This window comes from Bacillus sp. Je.9.29.b (genome assembly GCF_051129925.1).
In the GTDB taxonomy this organism is placed as follows: domain Bacteria; phylum Bacillota; class Bacilli; order Bacillales; family Bacillaceae; genus Bacillus; species Bacillus safensis.
Window position 1 is genome coordinate 200,396 of the sequence record NZ_JBCPSO010000001.1, and the last position, 19,574, is coordinate 219,969.

Consider the following 19,574-nt stretch of genomic DNA (forward strand, 5'->3'; position numbering starts at 1 on the left):
ACCCCCAATGACGGAGGTTCTAGTCTTAATGAACATTAAAATATCGAGCTTCAGGGTGGGAAACGACGATCGCTGAAACAGATGCTTCAGGTTCCATCATGAATCCTTCTGTCAGATGGATGCCGATTTTTTCAGGCTGAAGCAGCTTGAACAGCTTTTCTTGGTCCTCAAGATTTGGACACGCTGGATAACCAAAGGAATAGCGCTGCCCTTGATATTTCGCTTGGAATCGTTTTTCCATTGTAAAATCGACTGGGTCAGGGAATCCCCATTTGTCACGAATCACTTGGTGGGTTCTTTCAGCTAATCCTTCTGCAAGCTCAAGTGCCAGAGCTTGGACAGCATGCATTTTTAAATAATCTCCTTCCTGCTTAAATTGCTGCGCGACTTCACGTATACGCGCGCCGGCTGTGACGGCAAATAAGGCAATATAATCTTTCTCGTTTTCATCACTTTTCCGTACATAATCAGAAATAGAGCGGTACGGGAGCTTCTCCTGCCTTGGAAATTGGAACGTTTCAATGATGCGGTCAGGCTCTTCGGGATCATAAATATGCAAATCATTTCCGTCTGAACTGGCAGGGAAGAATTGATACACAAATGCTGGCGCAAACCAGTTTTTCTCTCTGCCTTCGTTTAGAAGATCTGTGACAAGCTGTTTTAATTCCAATGCTTTTGGGTGCTTTTCAGCTAATAAGGTTTTGACCTTTCCCTTTAAGCCGAGATGATGACCAATGAGCATTTGTTCATTCACATAAGGCATAATATGATGCAAATCGATGTCCCTCACATAATGGCGTGTGGTATTTTCTGGCGTGAATACCGGTGCCTTCGGGAGTGCTGCGCGTTTTTCTAGTAATTCAATGACAGCTTTCGGCTGCTTTCCTTCTTTCTCCTTGATAGGTGCCGCTGGCTCCTCTTGCGGCTCTGTTTGAAATTGAAGAGGATTCGCTTTTAACTCATTGGCTAATGATAGTCCGTCCATCGCATCTTTTGCGTAAAGAACAGGCCCATCATAATGAGGCGAAATTTTCATTTTTGTAAATTTACGAGAAAGGGCAGCACCGCCGACCAAAATAGGAACAGAAATGTTTGCTTTTTGTAAATCTTGAGCGGTTAGTACCATTTGCTGGGCGGACTTTACAAGTAAGCCTGATAACCCGATCATATCTGGTTTTTCCTTTTGCACAGCTTCAATCAATGTTTGAGGCGTCACCTTGATGCCGAGGTCGACCACCTGAAAGCCGTTATTGCTCAAAATGATGTCGACAAGGTTTTTCCCGATATCATGGACATCTCCTTTTACGGTCGCAAGTAGAATCTTTCCTTTCCCGCTCGCATGCTGCTTTTCCATATATTGCTCAAGAAACGAAACAGATGCTTTCATGACCTCAGCCGATTGAAGCACTTCGGCTACAATCAGTTCGTTTTGATTAAAAAGACGACCAACTTCAGCCATTCCCTGCATTAACGGGCCATTGATGATATGAAGCGGCGATTCATATTGCTCCAAAGCAAGGGATAGATCATCGATGAGACCTTCTTTCGTTCCCTCGACGACATAGAGCGCCAGCCTTTCATCAAGTGATAAGGAGATCTTTGGTTTTTTCTCCGTTTTCTTTTTGCCGCGGTAAAATTGGGTGAATTCAGCCAGTGTTTGATCATTTGTTTCATAAAGTAAGGTTTCAGCTAGTTTGATTTCTTCCTTTGGAATGGAAGCGAAGCGTTCAAGCTTTTCTGTATTGACAATGGCATAGTCAAGCCCTGCTTGCACGCAGTGATACAAATAGACGGCATTTAAGATTTCTCTTCCAACAGGCGGAAGTCCAAAAGATACGTTGCTGATGCCTAAAATGGTGAGGCACTCAGGCAGGGTTTCCTTGATCATTTTAATGCCTTTGATCGTTTCTTCAGCGGCGCCAATATATTGCTCGTCTCCAGTGCCTACGGGAAAGACAAGCGGATCAAAAATGATGTCACTTGCGGGAATACCATACTTCCTCGTTAGTAAATCGTGAGAACGTACAGCAATTTCAAGCTTTCGTTCTGCTGTCACCGCCATTCCTATTTCATCAATCGTGCCAACAACAAGTGCACCGCCATATAGCTTTACAAGAGGAAGAATCTCTTCAAAGCGTTCCTCGCCATCCTCAAGGTTGATGGAATTGATGATGGCTTTCCCTTGAGAATAGGTGAGTGCCTTTTCAATCACGTGTTGATCCGTTGAATCAATGACAAAAGGGGCTTTCACCTTTTTCATGGCTTCTTGTAAAAAGCCTTCCATGTCTGCTGCCTCATCACGGTCTGGATCGGCGAGACACACATCAACGACGTGAGCGCCATTTTTCACTTGAGCACGAGCAATTTCTGCTGCTTCTTCAAACTTTTGTTCCGCAATGAGCCGTTTGAATTTGCGAGAACCAATGACATTGGTCCGTTCGCCTACAAAAAGAGGACGCATCGAATCCTCATAAATAAGGGGATCAATTCCTGATACGGTATGCTGCGGTGATTCGCGATTGATATGACGCGGCTGAAGCGTGCGTACTTCATCTGACAATGCTTGAATATGCGCAGGTGTAGTCCCGCAGCAGCCGCCGACGATATTTAACCAGCCTTCCTTAGCAAAGGCGGCGATTTTTTTAGCAAGGGAGGCAGGGGATTCATGATATTGGCCTTCTTCATCTGGGAGACCAGCATTCGGATAGCAGCTCACCGCTGATTTTGCGATGGAGGAGAGCGTGCGGATGTGGTCTGTCATAAATTCTGGACCAGTCGCACAGTTAAGGCCCACACTGATTGGTTTCATATGCTCAAGAGAGATATAAAAGGCTTCAATATCTTGACCAGCAAGGGTGGTGCCCATCGGTTCAATCGTTCCTGATACCATGAGTGGTAATTGAATGCCCGTCTGCTGAAAGGCTTCCTGAATCCCTTTGAATCCTGCTTTTACATTCAGCATATCTTGGCTTGTTTCTAAAAGAAGGGCATCACACTTTCCATCAATCAGAGCGCGGGCCTGCTCTTCATAGTTTCTGACGAGCTCACTGAAGGTTGTGCCGCCTGTTACAGATAATGTTTTCGTTGTCGGGCCCATTGCGCCTACAACAAAACGAGGCTTTTCCGGTGTGGAGAAACGGTCTGCTTCTGCCTTTGCCAGCTGCGCAGCTCGAACATTGAGTTCATAGGCAAGATGGCCAAGCCCATATTCATCAAGGACGAGCTCTGTCGCGCCGAACGTATTTGTTTCAATGAGGTCAGCATTTGCTTCGAGGTACTCCCTATGGATATTGGAGATGATGTGAGGGGCTGTCACATTCAAATACTCGTTACAGCCCTCATACTCTTCTCCGCCAAAGTCCTCTGCTGTCAGGTTGGCGTTTTGAATCATTGTGCCCATTGCCCCATCAAGGACGAGGATGCGTTTTTTGAGCTGTTCAGTGATAGTTGACATGGACGTTAGACTCCTTTTCTTTCTGATGGATGTAGGTGGTCAGTTCTGCTGTTAAATCTGATCGAAGGAAAGGAGTAATTAAATAAATGCCATTAAACAATTCGCAGGCTGTATCTAATAAAGAGCGGGCAATCGCTAAGCCTTCTGCTCGCTGCTTTTCTTTATCCTCGCCAGCTTTGGCCATAATGTCACGAATAGAATCAGATAATTTGATACCTGGAATTTCGTGATGAATAAACTCGGCGTTTCGGCTGCTTGTTAACGGCATAATGCCGATATAAATCGGTTTATCCAAGTGGCGGCTTTCCTCATGAATTTTCACAAGCTGTTCCTCAGAATAAACAGGCTGTGAAATAAAATAATCAGCCCCGTATTCGATTTTTTTCTCAAGACGTTTGACTGCTTTATCAATATGGCGCACATTTGGGTTAAACGCGCCAGCCACTGAAAAATTGGTCTTTTTGCCAAGGGGCTTTCCTGAGAAAGAAAGGCCTTCGTTAAATTGTTTGATGAGACGAATCAAATCAAAGGAGGTTAAATCATACACAGATGTTGCACCTGGGAAGTCTCCAATTTTAGATGGATCGCCTGTGATCGCTAAAATATCGGTTAATCCAAGGGTGTCGAGCCCCATTAAATGAGATTGAAGTCCAATCAAATTACGGTCGCGGCATGTGATATGAACAAGAGAACGCATATCAAGCTGCTGCTTTAATAATGCGCCGCAAGCGACATTGCTAATGCGCGGAGTCGCAAGAGAATTATCGGCTAACGTCAATGCATCAATGCCAGCATCCTTTAATTCATTTGCAGCAACGAGAAATTTTTCGAAGTTCAGCTTCTTCGGCGGATCAAGCTCTACGATAATCGAACGTTTTTTCACAGCCAGCTCATCAAGACCTGGCTCAGTGCGCTGATCTTGTATTGAAATGATTTCCTCTTTTAACACCTTTACTTCTTTTTCAGTGATCGGTGCTAAATCTTTGACCGCTTCAGCCATTGCGCTAATATGCTGAGGTGTTGTTCCGCAGCAGCCTCCGATAATACGTGCGCCCTGATTTCTAAATTCAAGTGCACTTTTTCGGAAATAATCGTTATCTGTATCATAGACGAGTCTGCCTGCTTCAAGAGAGGGGAGACTGCTGTTAGGGTAGACAGATAAATGAGAATTTTCCAAAAGTGGAACGCCTTCGAGTGCCTGAATCATGTGATAAGGGCCTAGCCGGCAGTTGATGCCGACAACATCTGCACCAAGAGATGATAACTCAGATAAACCATCCTTCAGCGGGGTACCATCCTGCAAAACGCCTTGTTCATGCATAGAGACGTTCATGACAATCGGGAGAGTCGTTTCTTTTCGGGCAATTTGAAGAACAGCCTTTGCTTCTTCTATGTCATAATACGTTTCAAGCAACAATCCGTCAGGTTCTTCATTTAATAGAATGTACAGCTGCTCTCTAAAGCTTCGTTTGATTTCTTCTATAGAGTAGGCATTTTTGTTAAACGTCCGAATGCCGCCAATTGTTCCGAGTACATAAGCAGAGCCTGCGGCTGCTTTTGCAATTTGTACTGCTTTTGTATTGATGCGTTTTGTTTCTTCCTCTAAGCCGTAGCGGGATAGTTTAATATAATTCGCGCCGTATGTGTTTGTTTGGATGATGTCAGCGCCTGCCTGCACATATGCCTCGTGCACCCGTTTCACTTCATCCTCTTTCGATAAATTTAATTCTTCAAAGCAGCGGTCAATGCCGTAAGAGTATAAAAGTGTTCCCATCGCTCCATCAGCTATCAGTACGCGGTTTTGTAAGTCTTGTAATAGGCCCATTGTATTCCTCCTTATTTCTATGTAACAAAAAAAGCCTTCTGATAAGAAGAAGACTTTTTGGCTGTATCGTAATTCTTCTCCTTATCTTCCAAGCAGTTGCTTGCTGGATTTAGCACCTTGGTCATAGAAAATAGATTTCTACTACACCGGTTGCTGAGGCTTCACAGGGCCAGTCCCTCTGCCTCTCTTGATAAGAAAGCAATATGAACATGTCAATGAATTGAACTTCCATCAACTGTAACGAAAAATGCAGAAATAATCAATGGAAAATTTGAAATTTATCGAAAATTTATAAATTGGACATCAATCGGCAAATCAGCCTTGCGCATAAGAGAAATTACCTCTTGTAAATCATCTTTATTTTTCCCTGTCACACGCACTTGGTCATCCTGAAATTGTGATTTCACTTTGATACCAGACTGCTTGATAAGCGCGTTGATCTTTTTGGCGTTGTCTTGATCAATCCCGCTGATCAGCTTCGCACGCTGGCGTACTGTACCGCCAAGGGCATGCTCGGTTTTTCCGTAATCGATGTTTTTAGTTGGAACATTTCGTTTGATCAGCTTTGTCACAAGCACATCTTTTAGCTGCTCAAGTTTGAAGTCATCATCAGAGATGAGAACGAGCTCTTCTTTTTCGAGAGAAATATCACTTTTACTTCCTTTAAAATCATAACGGTTTTTAATTTCTTTCAGCGCTGCTTGAACAGCGTTTTGCACTTCAGGCAGTTCAACCTTCGATACAATGTCAAATGAGCTTTCTTTTGCCATCACACATGACCTCCAAGTTTAGATATTGCGTCTATTTTATCATGCAAATAGCAGAAGAAGAAAACTTTATCAAAGAGTAAAGGCGCCAGCCGTATAAATCGTGTCCAGTTTGTCCACTTTAGCTAACAGAACTAGAGATGTTCATGCAGGAAGAAGTATAGTAGAATAGAGTGAATCAAAAGATGAACGAACGCTCTTTTATGGGCAGATAGGAAGGAAGAGAACATGAGACCAGGTGAGCAACTGACCTTGCAAATAGAGAACGAAATGGAATACGGCTACTTTTTGACAGACGGTGAAGATTCGGTCCTCTTACATCGCAGTGAAATGACAGAAGATATTGGTGACCGAGATGAAGTAGAGGTCTACTTATATGTAGATCATGAAGAAAGACTCGCTGCCACGATGAAAATACCTACAATTAACGCACATACATACGGCTGGGTAGAAGTCGTGGACGTGGTAGAAGACATGGGCGCATTTGTCGATGTTGGGCTGTCAAAGGATGCACTTGTTGCAACAGAACACCTCCCGCCTTTTGAGGAAGCATGGCCGAAAAAAGGAGACAAACTCTACTGTATGCTGAAAGTCACAAGCTACGGCAGAATGTTCGCAAAACCAGCCACAGAAGACGTAATCAGTGAATTGTTCACAGAGGCACCAGAAACCTTAATGAACAAAGAAATCACTGGAACAATTTATCGTTTAATTGCGACAGGTTCTTTTATGCTGACAGATACAGGCGTGCGAGGGTTTATTCACCGCACGGAACGAAAGGAAGAGCCAAGATTAGGATCGACCGTTACAGGACGCGTCATTGCAGTGAAAGAGGATGGAACCGTGAACGTTTCTCTGCTTCCTAGAAAACAGGATGCATTATCTGTCGATGCAGAAGAAATTTTAACCTATATGAGAACAAGAAACGGCGCTATGCCTTATGGAGACAAAAGTGATCCAGAGGATGTCCGCGAAAGATTTCAAATGAGCAAAGCAGCCTTTAAACGAGCACTAGGTCATCTCATGAAAAATGATTTAGTTTACCAAAAAGAAGGCTGGACATACGAGAAAAAGTGAGCATTTGCTCACTTTTTTATTTTTGTCTTAAATAATGGATTTTTTCTATGAAAAAAGTCACGAAAAACCTTCACTATATCATTGAAACAACGCCTCTCAAATCCGATAAAAAAGGAGTAAGGATGATAAAAGGAGTGTGTTTTTGGATGAAAGTGAAGATTTCATTACTTCTGATGGCAGCCATGCTTATGGTGCTCGCCGCATGCGGTAATCAACAGGAGGGGGCGCCAAAATCAACTGCGAAGCATATTGGCGTTATGCTCACAGATGATGGTCTTGGTGATCAATCATTTAACGATTCATCATTTAAAGGATTAGAAAAAGCACGTGATGAGCTTGGCATTGAATTTGATTATAGAGAAATTGCAGAAACTGATACATATGAAAAAGGGCTGACAGAGCTCGTAAAAGATGGAAATGATCTTGTCATTGGTGTAGGTTTCAGTATGCAAGAAGACCTAGAAAAAGTTGCGAAGAAATATCCGAAGAAGCAGTTCCTTCTGATCGATGCTGTATCTGAGCTGAAAAATGTGACCTCTGTGACATTTAAAGAAGAGCAAGGCAGCTATTTAGCAGGTGCACTTGCTGCGATGACAACGAAAAGCGATGTCATTGGATTTGTTGGCGGTGTTGACGCAGATGTCATCCATCGTTTTGAAAAAGGATTTCAAAAAGGCGCCAAATCAGTCAATCCGAAAATCAAGATTTTATCTACCTATGCCGGTACGTTTAGTGATGCAGGCAAGGGGAGTAAAATAGCCAAAGACATGATCAAAAAGAAAGCAGACGTTTTATATGCGGCAGCCGGTTATACAGGTGTCGGTGTATTAAAAGAAGCACAGTCACAGGGGAAATATGCCATTGGTGTAGACAGCGATCAGTACTATACTGCTGAAAAAGCGGTCATTTCGTCTATGGTGAAAAAAGTCGATGAAGTGGTCTATCAATTCAGCGAACAGCTCGTCAAGAACAATCAAATGAAAAGCGGGCATGTTGTCTATGACTTAAGCAATGATGGAATCGATATGGCAAAAATCCGGATCCTGAAAAATGCTGAGACACTGACCAAAAAATTAAATGGTCTGAAGCAGACGCTTCTAAAAGAAGAGGGGGGCGCATCATGAGCTTACGCGTCAAAATTTTACTCAACTCACTTATCTCACTTCTTTTAGCAGTTGGCGTTATCGCCTTTATCATTGTCAGCATGACAAAGATCCAATCATCAAATGAGACAGATGTCCAAACCTTATTAAATGTACAAAAAACGAAGGCAAGCTTTGAAAGTGTCGAGCAAGCCATGACCAATTATTCGATGACACTCTCAGATGAACAGCTAGAGATCGTTCAAAACGATATTTCTACAGCAAAAAAACAGCTGCAAACGTTAAAAAAACATGCAGGAAATATGAACAAAGAGGCATTAACAAGGTTAAATTCAAAATATGACACGTGGACCAAGGAAGCAAACAATGCCATTGGTGAAAAAAACGCATCGGATGCAAGACGTGTGGCAGCAAGAATTGATGGCGTTTTAAACGATGTGCATACGATGAATAAAAGAGCAGAAGAAGCGTATAAACAAAATCTAGAGGCTGCAGCAGACAATGTCCAATGGATTATCACAAGTGCACTCGTCTCAGCCCTCACACTGATTGTCATTGCCGTCTTTTTAAATATTGGATTAACGCGATCCATCGTGACACCCATCAAATCACTATCCTACAGAGCAAAGCAGATCGCAGAAGGCAATCTTGCTGTGGAGCGGATGGATATTCAGCGCAAGGATGAAATCGGCGGCTTGAATGAATCCTTTAATCAAATGACAGATCAGCTGATTAGTCTGATTAAAGAAATCAGCAATGTCTCAAGCCGAGTAGAGACATTCTCGATCCACCTGAATGATGAAAACAAAAAGATGATGGAGTCTGCGAATCAAGTATCTGTTTCGACAGATGAAATGGCCAATGGGTCACAAGCGATTTCAGAAGATCTCCAGCACGGCGTCAGCTTGATTGAGAAAATGGACCAGCATGGACGTAAAAATTCCGAACGCTCGCAAACGGTCATCCGCAGTACAGAGGATGCCATCGAAGCCGTAGAAAGCGGAAAGCACACGTTAACAGAAACAAAAACAGCGATTGAAAAAAATACACATGCCACGAGACAAATCGAAGAATCAGCAGGAGAATTCACGCAATACGCCAGCGGAATCTCGGCCATGGCCAAAACGGTTTCTGACATTGCGGACCAAACAAACCTGCTTTCCTTAAACGCAGCCATTGAAGCGGCAAGAGCAGGCGAGGCTGGAAAAGGCTTTGCCGTTGTAGCAGATGAAATTCGCAAGCTTGCTGATGAATCATCTAATGCAACAAGACAAATCTTTGACATGGTCAGTCATATTGAAAGAGGCATTCAATCCATTAGTCAAACTGTTCAAGAAGGGGTCAAGCTTTCACTTCAGCAGCAGGATGCGATGGACAAAACCTCACACTCCTTTGAAGATATAGAAACAAAAGCGCAGCATATTAAACAAGAAATGGCGGTCTTAAATGACCAAATTATGCAATCAACAGAACTTGGCGGACAAGTACTGCACTCGATTGAAAATATTAGTGCAGTGGTAGAAGAAACAGCAGCTGGCAGCGAAGAAATTTCTGCCTCAGCCAATGAACAGCTGCAATCGTTCCATCAAATGAACAAACAGGTCGAAGAATTGATGAGTATGACGGCGAGGTTAAATGAAACCGTCCAGCGATTTAAACTTTCATAAGAAAAGCACCCTTCCCGTGTTGTGTCAGGGAAGGGTGCTTTTTATGATCATTTGCCTGTAAAAAAGATCGCAAGCGTGCTAGGTCCTGAATGGGACCCAACAGCGGCGCCGATGATCTGAATATCAATTTCCTTTGGATGAAATTCGGCTTCGATCAGCTGTTTCATGTCTTCCGCCAGTGCAGGATCATCACCATGACTAATACCAACCGTTTGGTTCGACCAATCCGTTCCGCGTTCTTTCATTAGTTCAATAATGCGTTTCAGCAGCTTTTTACGTCCGCGGATTTTTTCAAGCGGGATGAGTTTTCCATCTTCGACATGTAAAATGGGCTTAATGCTTAACAAACCGCCAACAAATGCGGACGCTTTACTGATTCTTCCGCCCCTTGCTAAATACGATAAATCGTCTACAGTAAAAATATGTTGTAAAGATTCACAAAAATGCTTTACAGACGTTTCAATTTCTTGTATTGTATTTCCGTCAATGGCAAGTGATTGAGCGTGTTTGACAGCAAGCCCATAGCCGAGTGAAGCGCATTTAGAATCAATGATTCGTAAATCAAAATCAGGGTATTCTTCCTTCACTTCGTTTGCCATCATCACAGCTGTCTGGTATGTGCCTGAAAGCTCTGATGAAAAAGCGACATAGATGGCAGATGTATGGGTTTGAGCGGCAGAAACAAAGGTTTCCTTGATCCGGTTTGGTGAAGCCTGTGACGTTTTTGGACTGGCTCCTTGTCTCATCGCATCAAATACTTGTTTTGGTTCAATGGTGATCAAATCCTCAAATTCCTGCTCGCCAAGCAATACGCGGAGCGGAATGAGCGTTATGTTATGTTCATCATAATAGGAAAGAGGCAGATCAGCAGCACTGTCTGCTATGATATGAACAGTCATATAAATCCCTTCTTTCTAAAAAAATAAGCTATAATTTCCATCTTTTTAGCCTAACTATATCATAGAAATCATCTTTTCGTGTTCAAATTCTAAATTTTAGGGAAAACCATAGAGAGAATGGTAAGTGGAGGAATGACAACATGTTCATTGGAGAAGCAAAAAAACTCATTGTCGTCGTTATTGGTGCATTACTCAATGCGATTGGGCTGAATTTATTCTTAATCCCAGCTGACGTATATGCGAGCGGTTTTACAGGGGTAGCCCAGCTGTTATCCAGCTTAATCGATCAATATGCGCCATTTTATGTATCAACAGGGATTCTATTATTTATTTTAAACATTCCAGTCGGCATTTTAGGCTGGATGAAAGTTGGCCGTTCCTTTACTTTGTACAGCATCATCAGTGTTGCACTGACGACCATTTTCCTTGGCATTTTACCAGAAACGAGTGTTTCCCACGATATTTTGTTAAATGCTGTGTTTGGCGGTGTCATATCCGCAGTAGGGATTGGGATCACGCTCAAATACGGGGCATCGACAGGCGGACTCGACATTGTTGCTATGGTTTTAGCGAAGTGGAAGGATAAACCAGTTGGCACGTATTTCTTCATTTTAAATGGAATCATCATTTTTACAGCAGGATTATTACAAGGTTGGGAGAAAGCATTATATACCCTTGTCACATTATATGTGACCACAAGGGTCATTGATGCCATCCATACAAGACATGAGAAGCTGACCGCGATGATTGTCACGAAGAAAGCAGATGAAATCAAAGAAGCCATTTATGGAAAAATGGTCAGAGGCATTACGACTGTACCTGCAAAAGGCGCATTTACCAACGAGCAAAAGGAAATGATGGTGATCGTCATTACAAGGTATGAGCTGTATGAACTTGAACAAATTATTAATGAAGTCGATCCAAAAGCCTTTACAAATATTGTGCAGACAACCAATATTCTTGGATTTTTCAGACGAGATTAAAGGTGGGTAGCAGATGAAAAAAGGGTTAGTGCTTCTTCTCATTCTATTGGTTTTAGCCGCTTGTGGACAACAAAAAAAGGATGAACCAGACAAGGAGGTATCCGGTCAAATGGGAGAAAAAACGGTTGAGCTCACAGTAGACCCCGTCCAGAAAGGTTCTTCAGTTCAATTTAACATGTCACTGAAAAATGAATCAGATCGAGATATTGAATTTACCTTTAACACAAGTCAAAAATTCGAACTTAGTGTGTTTGACGAAAACGGGGATGAACAATACCGCTATTCGAAAGACCGTATGTTCACACAGGCCATCCAAACTTTTGTGCTGAAAAAAGGCGAGGCCTATGACTTTCAAGATACGTGGTCAAACGGTGTAAAGCCGGGAACATACGAAGCGGTCGTAACGTTTAAAGGAAAAGCAGAAGGGCTGAAACAAATCACGGAAAAGAAAACATTCCAAGTCAAATAAGCGAGGGATCAGAAAAAGCTGTCCACATTAGGTGAACAGCTTTTTTATGTTAGAGATCATCGAGCAAGTCTTGGAAAGTATGCAGCTGGTTTCTTTCTGCATCTGTCGAATTGGCAAATGCAGAGGATACAGCATTTTTCGCTCGTTTGACTGCCTGCTGACGCTCTAACCCAGATGAAAATGAAGAAGTAAGAGCTTCTTCAGTAAATGATTTGGCTTGATCAAAAAGTTCGTTTCTCACAATGAACCTCCAGAAGCATCAGTCTTCATATTTCCTCTGTCTGACGCTTCTTCAAGTGTCGAACGATAAGGAAAACGTGCGTCATGAAGACTGACTGAATCTTTACCTTGTTGTATAAAGCGTTTCGATTTGCTTCTTTTACCCATTCGGAATCCGCCCCTTTACACAAGCTGACAGGACAACCTGTCTAACGGTAGTATGCCCGCTTCCATCTGCTATGTATGAATGGAAAAATTAAAGCGAGAAGTAATTCGTTAGAAACTTTGCAATCCCATCTTCTTCATTTGTATCAGTGACTTCATTTGAGACTCGTTTCACGGCATCAATTCCGTTGCCCATTGCTACACCGCATCCAGCAAATTCAAGCATTTCTAAATCATTGTCTTCATCTCCGAATGCCACAATCCGCTCCTTAGGAACACCGTAATAATCACTGATCTTTTGCAGTCCAACGGCTTTGTTCATGCCTGTTTTAATGATTTCAATCACGTGCCACGGGGCAGCCCAGCGCCTGTGATCAATCACTTCTGCATGAACATCTGATAAATAGCTTCGAATGGCCCCGACGTCCTCTTCTTTTGCATGAATTAACACGCTCGTCACATTCTCTCCAAGGTTGTCCCTAAGGTCTCCAACAGTGACTTTGTTTGCATTCATATTAAAGATATCAATGAGTTTTTCATCATGATAATGGAAATACAAATCGTCTAACACTTCAGCTAACACATTGTGCACTTTATACTCTTCACTAATGTCTACAAGCTGTTTGACTACTTGAAGATCAAGTGACGTATGAAATCTGCCCCATTTTTCATCAAGAGGATGATGGACAAACGCTCCGTTAAAATTCACAATGGGTGAATCAAGCTGTAATTGCTGATAATAAGGAGAGCTGGAACGAAATGGCCGGCCTGTTGATATACAGACGTGATGACCGCTGTCTCTCACTTTTCGAATGACGTCAAGTGTATGCGCAGAAATGGTTTTATCATCTTTTAATAATGTGCCATCCAGGTCAAGTGCGATTAGATAAGGTTTAGTCTCCATAAAATCTCCTTTGATCTGTAAGTAATAGGAGGCAATTTCATGTTAGCGCCTCTTTCTATAGTGTATCTTTATCACATCTTTGTTGTCTACATGTTAAAATAAACAAAGACGGGAATGATAAAGGAGGATTCATAGGCTGTGATCACCATTGATGAGCAAATTGAGCGCGATATTCCATTTTTACATATCGTAAAAGCTGAAAATAAAGACAAACCGCTGCCGCTTGTATTTTTTATTCATGGATTTACAAGTGCACGTGAGCATAATTTACACTTCGCCTTCCATTTGGCGGAAAAAGGCATGAGAGTCATTTTGCCTGACTGTGCTTATCATGGTGTAAGGTCAGAAAACCTCAGCTTAGAGGAACTGGCATCAAAGTTCTGGGAAATTGTCCTGAACGAAATTCGTGAAATCGATATACTCAAAACATACTTTCAAGAAAAACAATTGATTGAAGCCGATCTGATAGGCGTTGCGGGTACATCCATGGGCGGCATCACCACCTTTGGTGCACTTGCCAAGCATGATTGGATCAAAGCCGCTGTCAGCTTGATGGGAAGTCCAAACTATACGACGTTTCTAAAAGCACAAATCATGGACATGCGTCACAAAGGGTTGATGAAAGACATTACAGACGAAGAGGTTCATCTGCAATTAGACGCCCTGCGCCCATATGATTTAACGCTGCAAACGGATCGATTAAACAAAAGACCGCTCTTATTCTGGCATGCAGAAAATGATCCTGTCGTCCCTTACCGGCACGCAAAATCCCTATATGATGAGTTAGCGGCCACACAATATAAGCAGGATCCGCATCTGATTCGCTTTATTACTGATGGACAAGCAGGCCATAAAGTCTCAAGACAAGCGATGTTTGAAACGATTGACTGGTTTGTGACACATCTGAAAAGCACAAACGTTTAGTCATAAGAGAAAGTACGTTATACTAATGGAAAAAGGAGTGGATATCATGGATGAAGCATTGAAAGAAAATATTTTAGGCGCCCTAGAACAGGTGATTGACCCTGAGCTGAATGTCGACATCGTCAACCTTGGACTTGTCTATGATGTCGATCTTGATGAGAATGGAAAAGCGGATATCACCATGACCTTAACATCAATGGGGTGTCCTCTTGCACCAATTATCGTGGATGAAGTCAAAAAAGCATTAAGTGATCTTCCAGAAGTAAAAGAAACAGAAGTTCACATCGTATGGAATCCGCCTTGGACACGAGACAAAATGTCAAGATACGCAAAAATTGCGCTCGGTATTCAATAAGCAAAAATGAAAAATGCCTGGTATGAGTTGAACTCATGCCAGGTTTTTTTATGAAAAATTAAGGTGGAGGAAGAGAGTAGCTTGATATAATGGATGTTTTTCGCCAGCAGTTTAATATTTCCTTTTACATTATTCTTATTAAAAATGTTGAATCAAGCTATTCACAGTTTGGTCTTGCCTAAGGTGTGTTTGGTTTAAGTGGTCCTCACAACAGAGAACAAAAGAATGAAAGAAGTCGGTCACTATCATTTTTGGACAGCCCTATTTTCATCCATTGCCATTATGCTTGGCGGCCTGTTTGCTGATTTCTTTACCGTTTACTTCATTTTTTATGCAAGCTCCATATTATATTTATGCAGTGCACTCATGGTCCTCTATATCAAAAACGAAAGATAAATCCGCATGTCTCATGAAGATATGCGGTTTTTTTGTTGAAAAAAAATGAAAACAAATATTAAATATACAATTGAATTAATTTTTATACATGTTATAATGTTAAATAATTTCACAAAGATCAAGAGGGTGTATTGACGTTGAAAATAGGTATTATAGGTGCTACAGGGTACGGTGGTGCGGAATTGGTTCGTATCTTCAAGCATCACCCGCATGTGGAGGAATGTATATTGTATTCATCAACTGGTGATGGGCAATCATACAGTCAATCTTATCCGCATCTAACAACTATGACTGACCAAACATTAAAAGCCATTGACCCGGCTGCCATTGTGCAAGAGACAGATGCTGTGTTTTTAGCGACACCAGCAGGCGTATCAAGTGAACTGACGCCAAAGCTTATGAATCAAGGAGTGCCGATCATTGATTTATCAGGTGATTTGCGCATTCAAGATGGAGCAACCTATGAAGCTTGGTATAAACGAAGGGCAGCGAATGCAGCATCTGTTCAACAAGCGGTGTACGGTTTATCCGAACTGAATCGTGACAAAATTCAACAGGCTGAAGTGATTGCCAATCCGGGCTGCTTTCCTACCGCAGTTCTTCTCGGTTTAGCACCGCTCATCAAACAGAATGTCATCGATGAATCCATGATTATAATAGATGCAAAAACAGGGGTGTCCGGTGCCGGACGATCTGCCTCGCTTGGCACGCATTTTTCAGAACTAAACGATAACTTTAAAATTTATAAGGTGAATGAGCATCAGCATACGCCAGAAATAGAGCAAATATTAAGAGAATGGAATCCGCAGACGGCGAACGTCACATTTTCTACGCATCTTGTCCCGATGACAAGAGGGATTATGGCGACGATGTATACACAATTAAAAACAGGTGTCACAAAAGAAGAATTGATGAAGCGAATGAAAGACTTTTATGAAGATTCCTATTTTGTCAGAGTGAGAGATCACGGCGTTTATCCACAAACGAAAGAAGTATACGGCAGTAACTTCTGTGATATTGGCTTTCATTTAGATGAGCGTACAGGGAGACTTACAATCGTGTCGGTCATAGACAATCTCATGAAAGGCGCGGCCGGCCAAGCGGTTCAAAACTTCAACATTATCAAAGGCTTACATGAAGAGGCGGGCCTCACAATGACACCTCTTTATCCATAAGAGAACAGGGGAGACAACAAACATGATTGAATTGAATGAAAAAAGCATTGTCAAAATAGACGGTGACGTATCATCACCAAAAGGCTTTGAAGCAAAGGGGATTCACATTGGCTTGCGCTATTCAAAAAAAGACCTTGGCCTTATCGTCAGTGAAGTACCAGCAGTAAGTGCAGCGGTCTACACACAAAGTCACTTTCAAGCTGCGCCTCTCAAAGTCACACAACAAAGCTTAAAAAAGACAGGACAATTAAAAGGTGTCATAGTCAATAGTGCCATCGCCAATGCATGTACTGGTGAGCAGGGATTAAAAGACGCATACGACATGCAGGCAGCCTGTGCAGATATGTTAGGTGTAGCACCGGATTATATTGCTGTTTCTTCTACAGGTGTCATTGGGGAATGTCTGGAGATGGATAAAATCAAAAAGGGCATCGCCGAGTTAAAAGAAGCAAAAGCCGAAAAAGGCCATTTTGAAGAAGCGATCTTAACGACAGATACTGTCATTAAAAATACAGCATACACCCTTACGATAGACGGAAAAGAGATCATCATTTCAGGCGCAGCAAAAGGCTCTGGCATGATTCACCCGAACATGGCGACAATGCTTGGCTTTGTCACAACAGATGCAAATGTCGAACAGGAAGCCTTACAGCAAGCGCTTCGTGACATTACGGATGTGACTTTTAATCAAATTACCGTTGATGGAGAAACTTCGACAAACGATATGGTGCTCGTGATGGCAAATGGCATGGCAGAAAACAATGTACTCAATGAAGAGCATCCAGAATGGCCATTGTTTAAAGAAGGATTAAAACTAGCTTGTGAGGATTTAGCCAAAGAGATTGCGAGAGATGGAGAAGGCGCAACCAAATTAATTGAAGCAAAAGTCGATGGTGCTAAAAATAACTTGGAAGCCGGCATCATTGCAAAAAAAATCGTTGGTTCAAGTCTTGTTAAAACCGCTGTGTATGGTACGGATGCCAACTGGGGACGAATCGTTGGAGCCATTGGTCATAGCGCAGCTTCCGTTACACCGGAAGAGGTAGAAGTCTATTTAGGCGGACAATGTTTGTTCAAACACAATGAACCGCAGCCATTCTCAGAAGAGGAAGCAAAAGCATATCTAGAGCAGGATGAGATTACGATATTCATTCAAATGAGTGAGGGGAATGGTAAAGCAGCAGCATGGGGCTGTGATCTTACCTATGATTATGTGAAAATTAACGCGAGCTATCGCACATAAAGAAGGAGATAGACATGAATAAAACGATCGTGTTCAAGTGTGGAGGCAGTGTCATTCGAGAACTTTCAGATACATTTTATGAAAATGTCCGCTCACTTCAAGCTGCTGGATTTAAGCTGGCTATCGTGCATGGCGGAGGACCTGAAATCACCGACATGCTGCAAAAATTAGAAGTGAAAACAGAATTTGTTGACGGTCAGCGTAAAACAACGAAGCCTGTGTTAGAGGTAGCCGAAATGGTTCTCTCAGGAACAGTCAATAAATACTTTGTGTCTGAGCTCGCAAAGCATGATATATCATCTGTCGGCGTATCCGGTAAAGATGGGCAGATGCTTGTCGCCGATTTCCTTGATCAAGACGTTTACGGGTACGTTGGCGAAATTAAAGAAGTTCATCCAGAAATGGCAGAAGCACTCATGGAGAAACAATTCATTCCTGTGATTGCGCCGCTGTCTATGACGGAAGAATGCCAAACGTTAAATGTGAATGCTGATTTAGCTGCATCAGCTGTCGCCGGAGCTATGAAAGCTGATAAGCTCATGTTTGTCACAGATGTTGAAGGCATTTTAAAAAATGGTGAACTATTAGATGTCGTCACAGAACAAGAAGCCCTTTCACTCATTGATGAAGGCATTATTTCCGGGGGAATGATTCCAAAAGTACAATCCGCTTTGAGTGCTTTATCAGGTGATGTAGATGAAGTGATGATCGTAAATGGCAAAGGCAGTATCTTTACAGGGGAAACCTTTAAAGGAACAAGAATCGTGAAACAAAAGGAGGCGGTCCTGTGAGTCATCTTTTTCAAAACTATGGACGGTGGAATGTTGAAATTAAAGAGGCAGCAGGTTCTTGGGCAATCGATACAAATGGAAAAAAATATTTAGACTTTATACAAGGCATTGCCGTTACAAATTTAGGCCACAATCACCCAAAGGTCAATCAAGCCATTAAGGAACAGCTTGACCACGTCTGGCATGTATCGAATCTATTTGAAAATGGACTGCAAGAAAAAGCAGCAGAAAAGCTAGCAGCAAACAGTTCAGGGGATCTCGTGTTTTTCTGCAATAGCGGGGCAGAGGCAAATGAAGGTGCCATTAAATTAGCACGTAAAGCGACAGGGAAAACAAATATCGTCACATTTTTGCACTCTTTCCATGGGCGCACGTATGCTGGTATGGCTGCCACAGGTCAAGATAAAATCAAAACTGGCTTTGGCCCTATGCTAGAAGGCTTTCACTACGTACCGTTTAATGATCCAGACGCTATGTCAGCCTGTGCAGTCGATGATGTGGCAGCGGTGATGCTGGAGGTTGTGCAAGGTGAAGGTGGAGTGAATCCAGCGACACCAGAGTTTCTTGAAGCCGTTCAAGCATTTTGCAAAAAGCATGAAGCACTGCTGATTGTAGATGAAATTCAAACGGGCATCGGTCGTACAGGAACAGCATTTGCGTACGAAGAGACGTGTCTTGACCCTGATATTATCTCAGCAGCAAAAGGATTAGGAAACGGCTTTCCAGTTGGTGCAGTCATAGGGAAAAAAGCTCTAGGGGATGCATTCTCTCCAGGTTCACATGGTACAACATTTGGTGGGAATATGCTCGCCATGGCCGCTGTGAATGCGACACTCGATGTCATTTTCAAAGAAGAGTTTCTTTCAGAAGTGAAAGAAAAGGGTGATTACCTGTTAGAAAAGCTGCAAAATGTCAAACAGCTGAATATCGTAAAAGAAGTGCGGGGAAAAGGATTGATGGCAGGTATTGAATGTGATCAGCCAGTCGCCGGCTATATCACAGCTCTTAGAGAACAAGGGCTGCTGGTGCTTCCAGCTGGTCCGAATGTCATTCGTTTATTACCTCCGCTGAATGTGAAGAAAGCAGAGCTGGATCAAGCGATCGAAGCAATTGTTCAAGTATTAGCCAATAAAACAGTTTCGGTGTAAATTTTTTTAC

General features: G+C 42.4%; 18 protein-coding genes, 1 pseudogene and 1 riboswitch. Of the genes and pseudogenes, 12 read left to right on the forward strand and 7 right to left on the reverse strand.

The features are described from left to right. Positions 1–25 precede the first annotated feature (25 nt). The 3 genes from metH to AAZR19_RS01055 form a co-directional block, all read right to left on the reverse strand. Positions 26–3,454, reverse strand: coding sequence for a methionine synthase (gene metH / locus AAZR19_RS01045; protein ID WP_326349711.1), 3,429 nt, complete (start codon positions 3,452–3,454; stop codon positions 26–28). Continuing rightward, on the reverse strand, positions 3,438–5,279 hold the full coding sequence (locus tag AAZR19_RS01050) for a bifunctional homocysteine S-methyltransferase/methylenetetrahydrofolate reductase (protein WP_034621789.1): 1,842 nt from the start codon (positions 5,277–5,279) through the stop codon (positions 3,438–3,440). Before AAZR19_RS01050 ends, metH begins: the two co-directional genes overlap by 17 nt. A gap of 78 nt (positions 5,280–5,357) precedes the next feature. Beyond that, positions 5,358–5,476: riboswitch (SAM riboswitch) on the reverse strand. Between the two features lie 81 nt (positions 5,477–5,557). Continuing rightward, positions 5,558–6,049, reverse strand: coding sequence for a YajQ family cyclic di-GMP-binding protein (locus tag AAZR19_RS01055; RefSeq protein WP_012009527.1), 492 nt, complete (start codon positions 6,047–6,049; stop codon positions 5,558–5,560). 225 nt (positions 6,050–6,274) lie between these two features. Here AAZR19_RS01055 and AAZR19_RS01060 point away from each other — a divergent pair, with 225 nt between their 5' ends. From AAZR19_RS01060 to AAZR19_RS01070, 3 genes are all read left to right on the forward strand, one after another. Next, positions 6,275–7,123, forward strand: coding sequence for a CvfB family protein (locus AAZR19_RS01060; RefSeq protein WP_218677324.1), 849 nt, complete (start codon positions 6,275–6,277; stop codon positions 7,121–7,123). A gap of 146 nt (positions 7,124–7,269) precedes the next feature. After that, positions 7,270–8,247 (forward strand): BMP family lipoprotein, encoded by a 978-nt coding sequence (locus tag AAZR19_RS01065; protein WP_041110190.1) that lies wholly within the window; start codon positions 7,270–7,272, stop codon positions 8,245–8,247. Beyond that, positions 8,244–9,893, forward strand: a complete 1,650-nt coding sequence (locus AAZR19_RS01070; RefSeq protein ID WP_076840841.1) for a methyl-accepting chemotaxis protein — start codon at positions 8,244–8,246, stop codon at positions 9,891–9,893. Before AAZR19_RS01065 ends, AAZR19_RS01070 begins: the two co-directional genes overlap by 4 nt. Positions 9,894–9,940: 47 nt before the next feature. On the opposite strand, the gene AAZR19_RS01075 is transcribed toward AAZR19_RS01070, so the two are convergent. Beyond that, entirely contained in the window at positions 9,941–10,792 is an 852-nt protein-coding gene (locus AAZR19_RS01075) for a DegV family protein (protein WP_024425073.1), read from the reverse strand. Between the two features lie 140 nt (positions 10,793–10,932). Here AAZR19_RS01075 and AAZR19_RS01080 point away from each other — a divergent pair, with 140 nt between their 5' ends. Together AAZR19_RS01080 and AAZR19_RS01085 are read left to right on the forward strand one after the other, a co-directional pair. Next, positions 10,933–11,775 (forward strand): YitT family protein, encoded by an 843-nt coding sequence (locus AAZR19_RS01080; RefSeq protein ID WP_076840842.1) that lies wholly within the window; start codon positions 10,933–10,935, stop codon positions 11,773–11,775. 13 nt (positions 11,776–11,788) lie between these two features. Next, positions 11,789–12,244 (forward strand): BsuPI-related putative proteinase inhibitor, encoded by a 456-nt coding sequence (locus tag AAZR19_RS01085; RefSeq protein ID WP_041110090.1) that lies wholly within the window; start codon positions 11,789–11,791, stop codon positions 12,242–12,244. Between the two features lie 49 nt (positions 12,245–12,293). On the opposite strand, the gene AAZR19_RS01090 is transcribed toward AAZR19_RS01085, so the two are convergent. From AAZR19_RS01090 to AAZR19_RS01100, 3 genes are all read right to left on the reverse strand, one after another. Beyond that, complete coding sequence (locus tag AAZR19_RS01090; protein WP_024425070.1) at positions 12,294–12,485, reverse strand: DUF3813 domain-containing protein; 192 nt, start codon at positions 12,483–12,485, stop codon at positions 12,294–12,296. Continuing rightward, positions 12,482–12,631, reverse strand: a complete 150-nt coding sequence (locus AAZR19_RS01095; RefSeq protein ID WP_024425069.1) for a hypothetical protein — start codon at positions 12,629–12,631, stop codon at positions 12,482–12,484. Before AAZR19_RS01095 ends, AAZR19_RS01090 begins: the two co-directional genes overlap by 4 nt. A gap of 88 nt (positions 12,632–12,719) precedes the next feature. Continuing rightward, positions 12,720–13,532: a Cof-type HAD-IIB family hydrolase gene (locus AAZR19_RS01100; RefSeq protein ID WP_076840843.1), complete on the reverse strand. Its 813-nt coding sequence runs from the start codon at positions 13,530–13,532 to the stop codon at positions 12,720–12,722. Between the two features lie 138 nt (positions 13,533–13,670). Between AAZR19_RS01100 and AAZR19_RS01105 the strand changes: the two genes are divergently transcribed. From AAZR19_RS01105 to AAZR19_RS01135, 7 genes and pseudogenes are all read left to right on the forward strand, one after another. Next, positions 13,671–14,456 (forward strand): alpha/beta fold hydrolase, encoded by a 786-nt coding sequence (locus tag AAZR19_RS01105; protein ID WP_076840844.1) that lies wholly within the window; start codon positions 13,671–13,673, stop codon positions 14,454–14,456. 46 nt (positions 14,457–14,502) lie between these two features. Further along, on the forward strand, positions 14,503–14,811 hold the full coding sequence (locus AAZR19_RS01110; RefSeq protein WP_024425066.1) for a metal-sulfur cluster assembly factor: 309 nt from the start codon (positions 14,503–14,505) through the stop codon (positions 14,809–14,811). Between the two features lie 93 nt (positions 14,812–14,904). Beyond that, positions 14,905–15,207: pseudogene (locus AAZR19_RS01115) on the forward strand (hypothetical protein). A 137-nt stretch (positions 15,208–15,344) separates the two neighbouring features. After that, positions 15,345–16,382 carry an N-acetyl-gamma-glutamyl-phosphate reductase gene (gene argC, locus AAZR19_RS01120; RefSeq protein WP_041110100.1) on the forward strand — a complete coding sequence of 346 codons (1,038 nt, stop codon included), beginning with the start codon at positions 15,345–15,347 and terminating at the stop codon, positions 16,380–16,382. A gap of 22 nt (positions 16,383–16,404) precedes the next feature. Beyond that, a complete protein-coding gene (gene argJ / locus AAZR19_RS01125; protein WP_041110102.1) occupies positions 16,405–17,625 on the forward strand; it encodes a bifunctional ornithine acetyltransferase/N-acetylglutamate synthase in 1,221 nt (406 codons plus the stop codon). A 14-nt stretch (positions 17,626–17,639) separates the two neighbouring features. Further along, a complete protein-coding gene (argB, locus tag AAZR19_RS01130) occupies positions 17,640–18,416 on the forward strand; it encodes an acetylglutamate kinase (RefSeq protein ID WP_025093396.1) in 777 nt (258 codons plus the stop codon). Beyond that, positions 18,413–19,564, forward strand: coding sequence for an acetylornithine transaminase (locus AAZR19_RS01135; RefSeq protein WP_041110104.1), 1,152 nt, complete (start codon positions 18,413–18,415; stop codon positions 19,562–19,564). The genes argB and AAZR19_RS01135 overlap by 4 nt, the downstream gene beginning before the upstream one ends. Positions 19,565–19,574 lie beyond the last annotated feature (10 nt).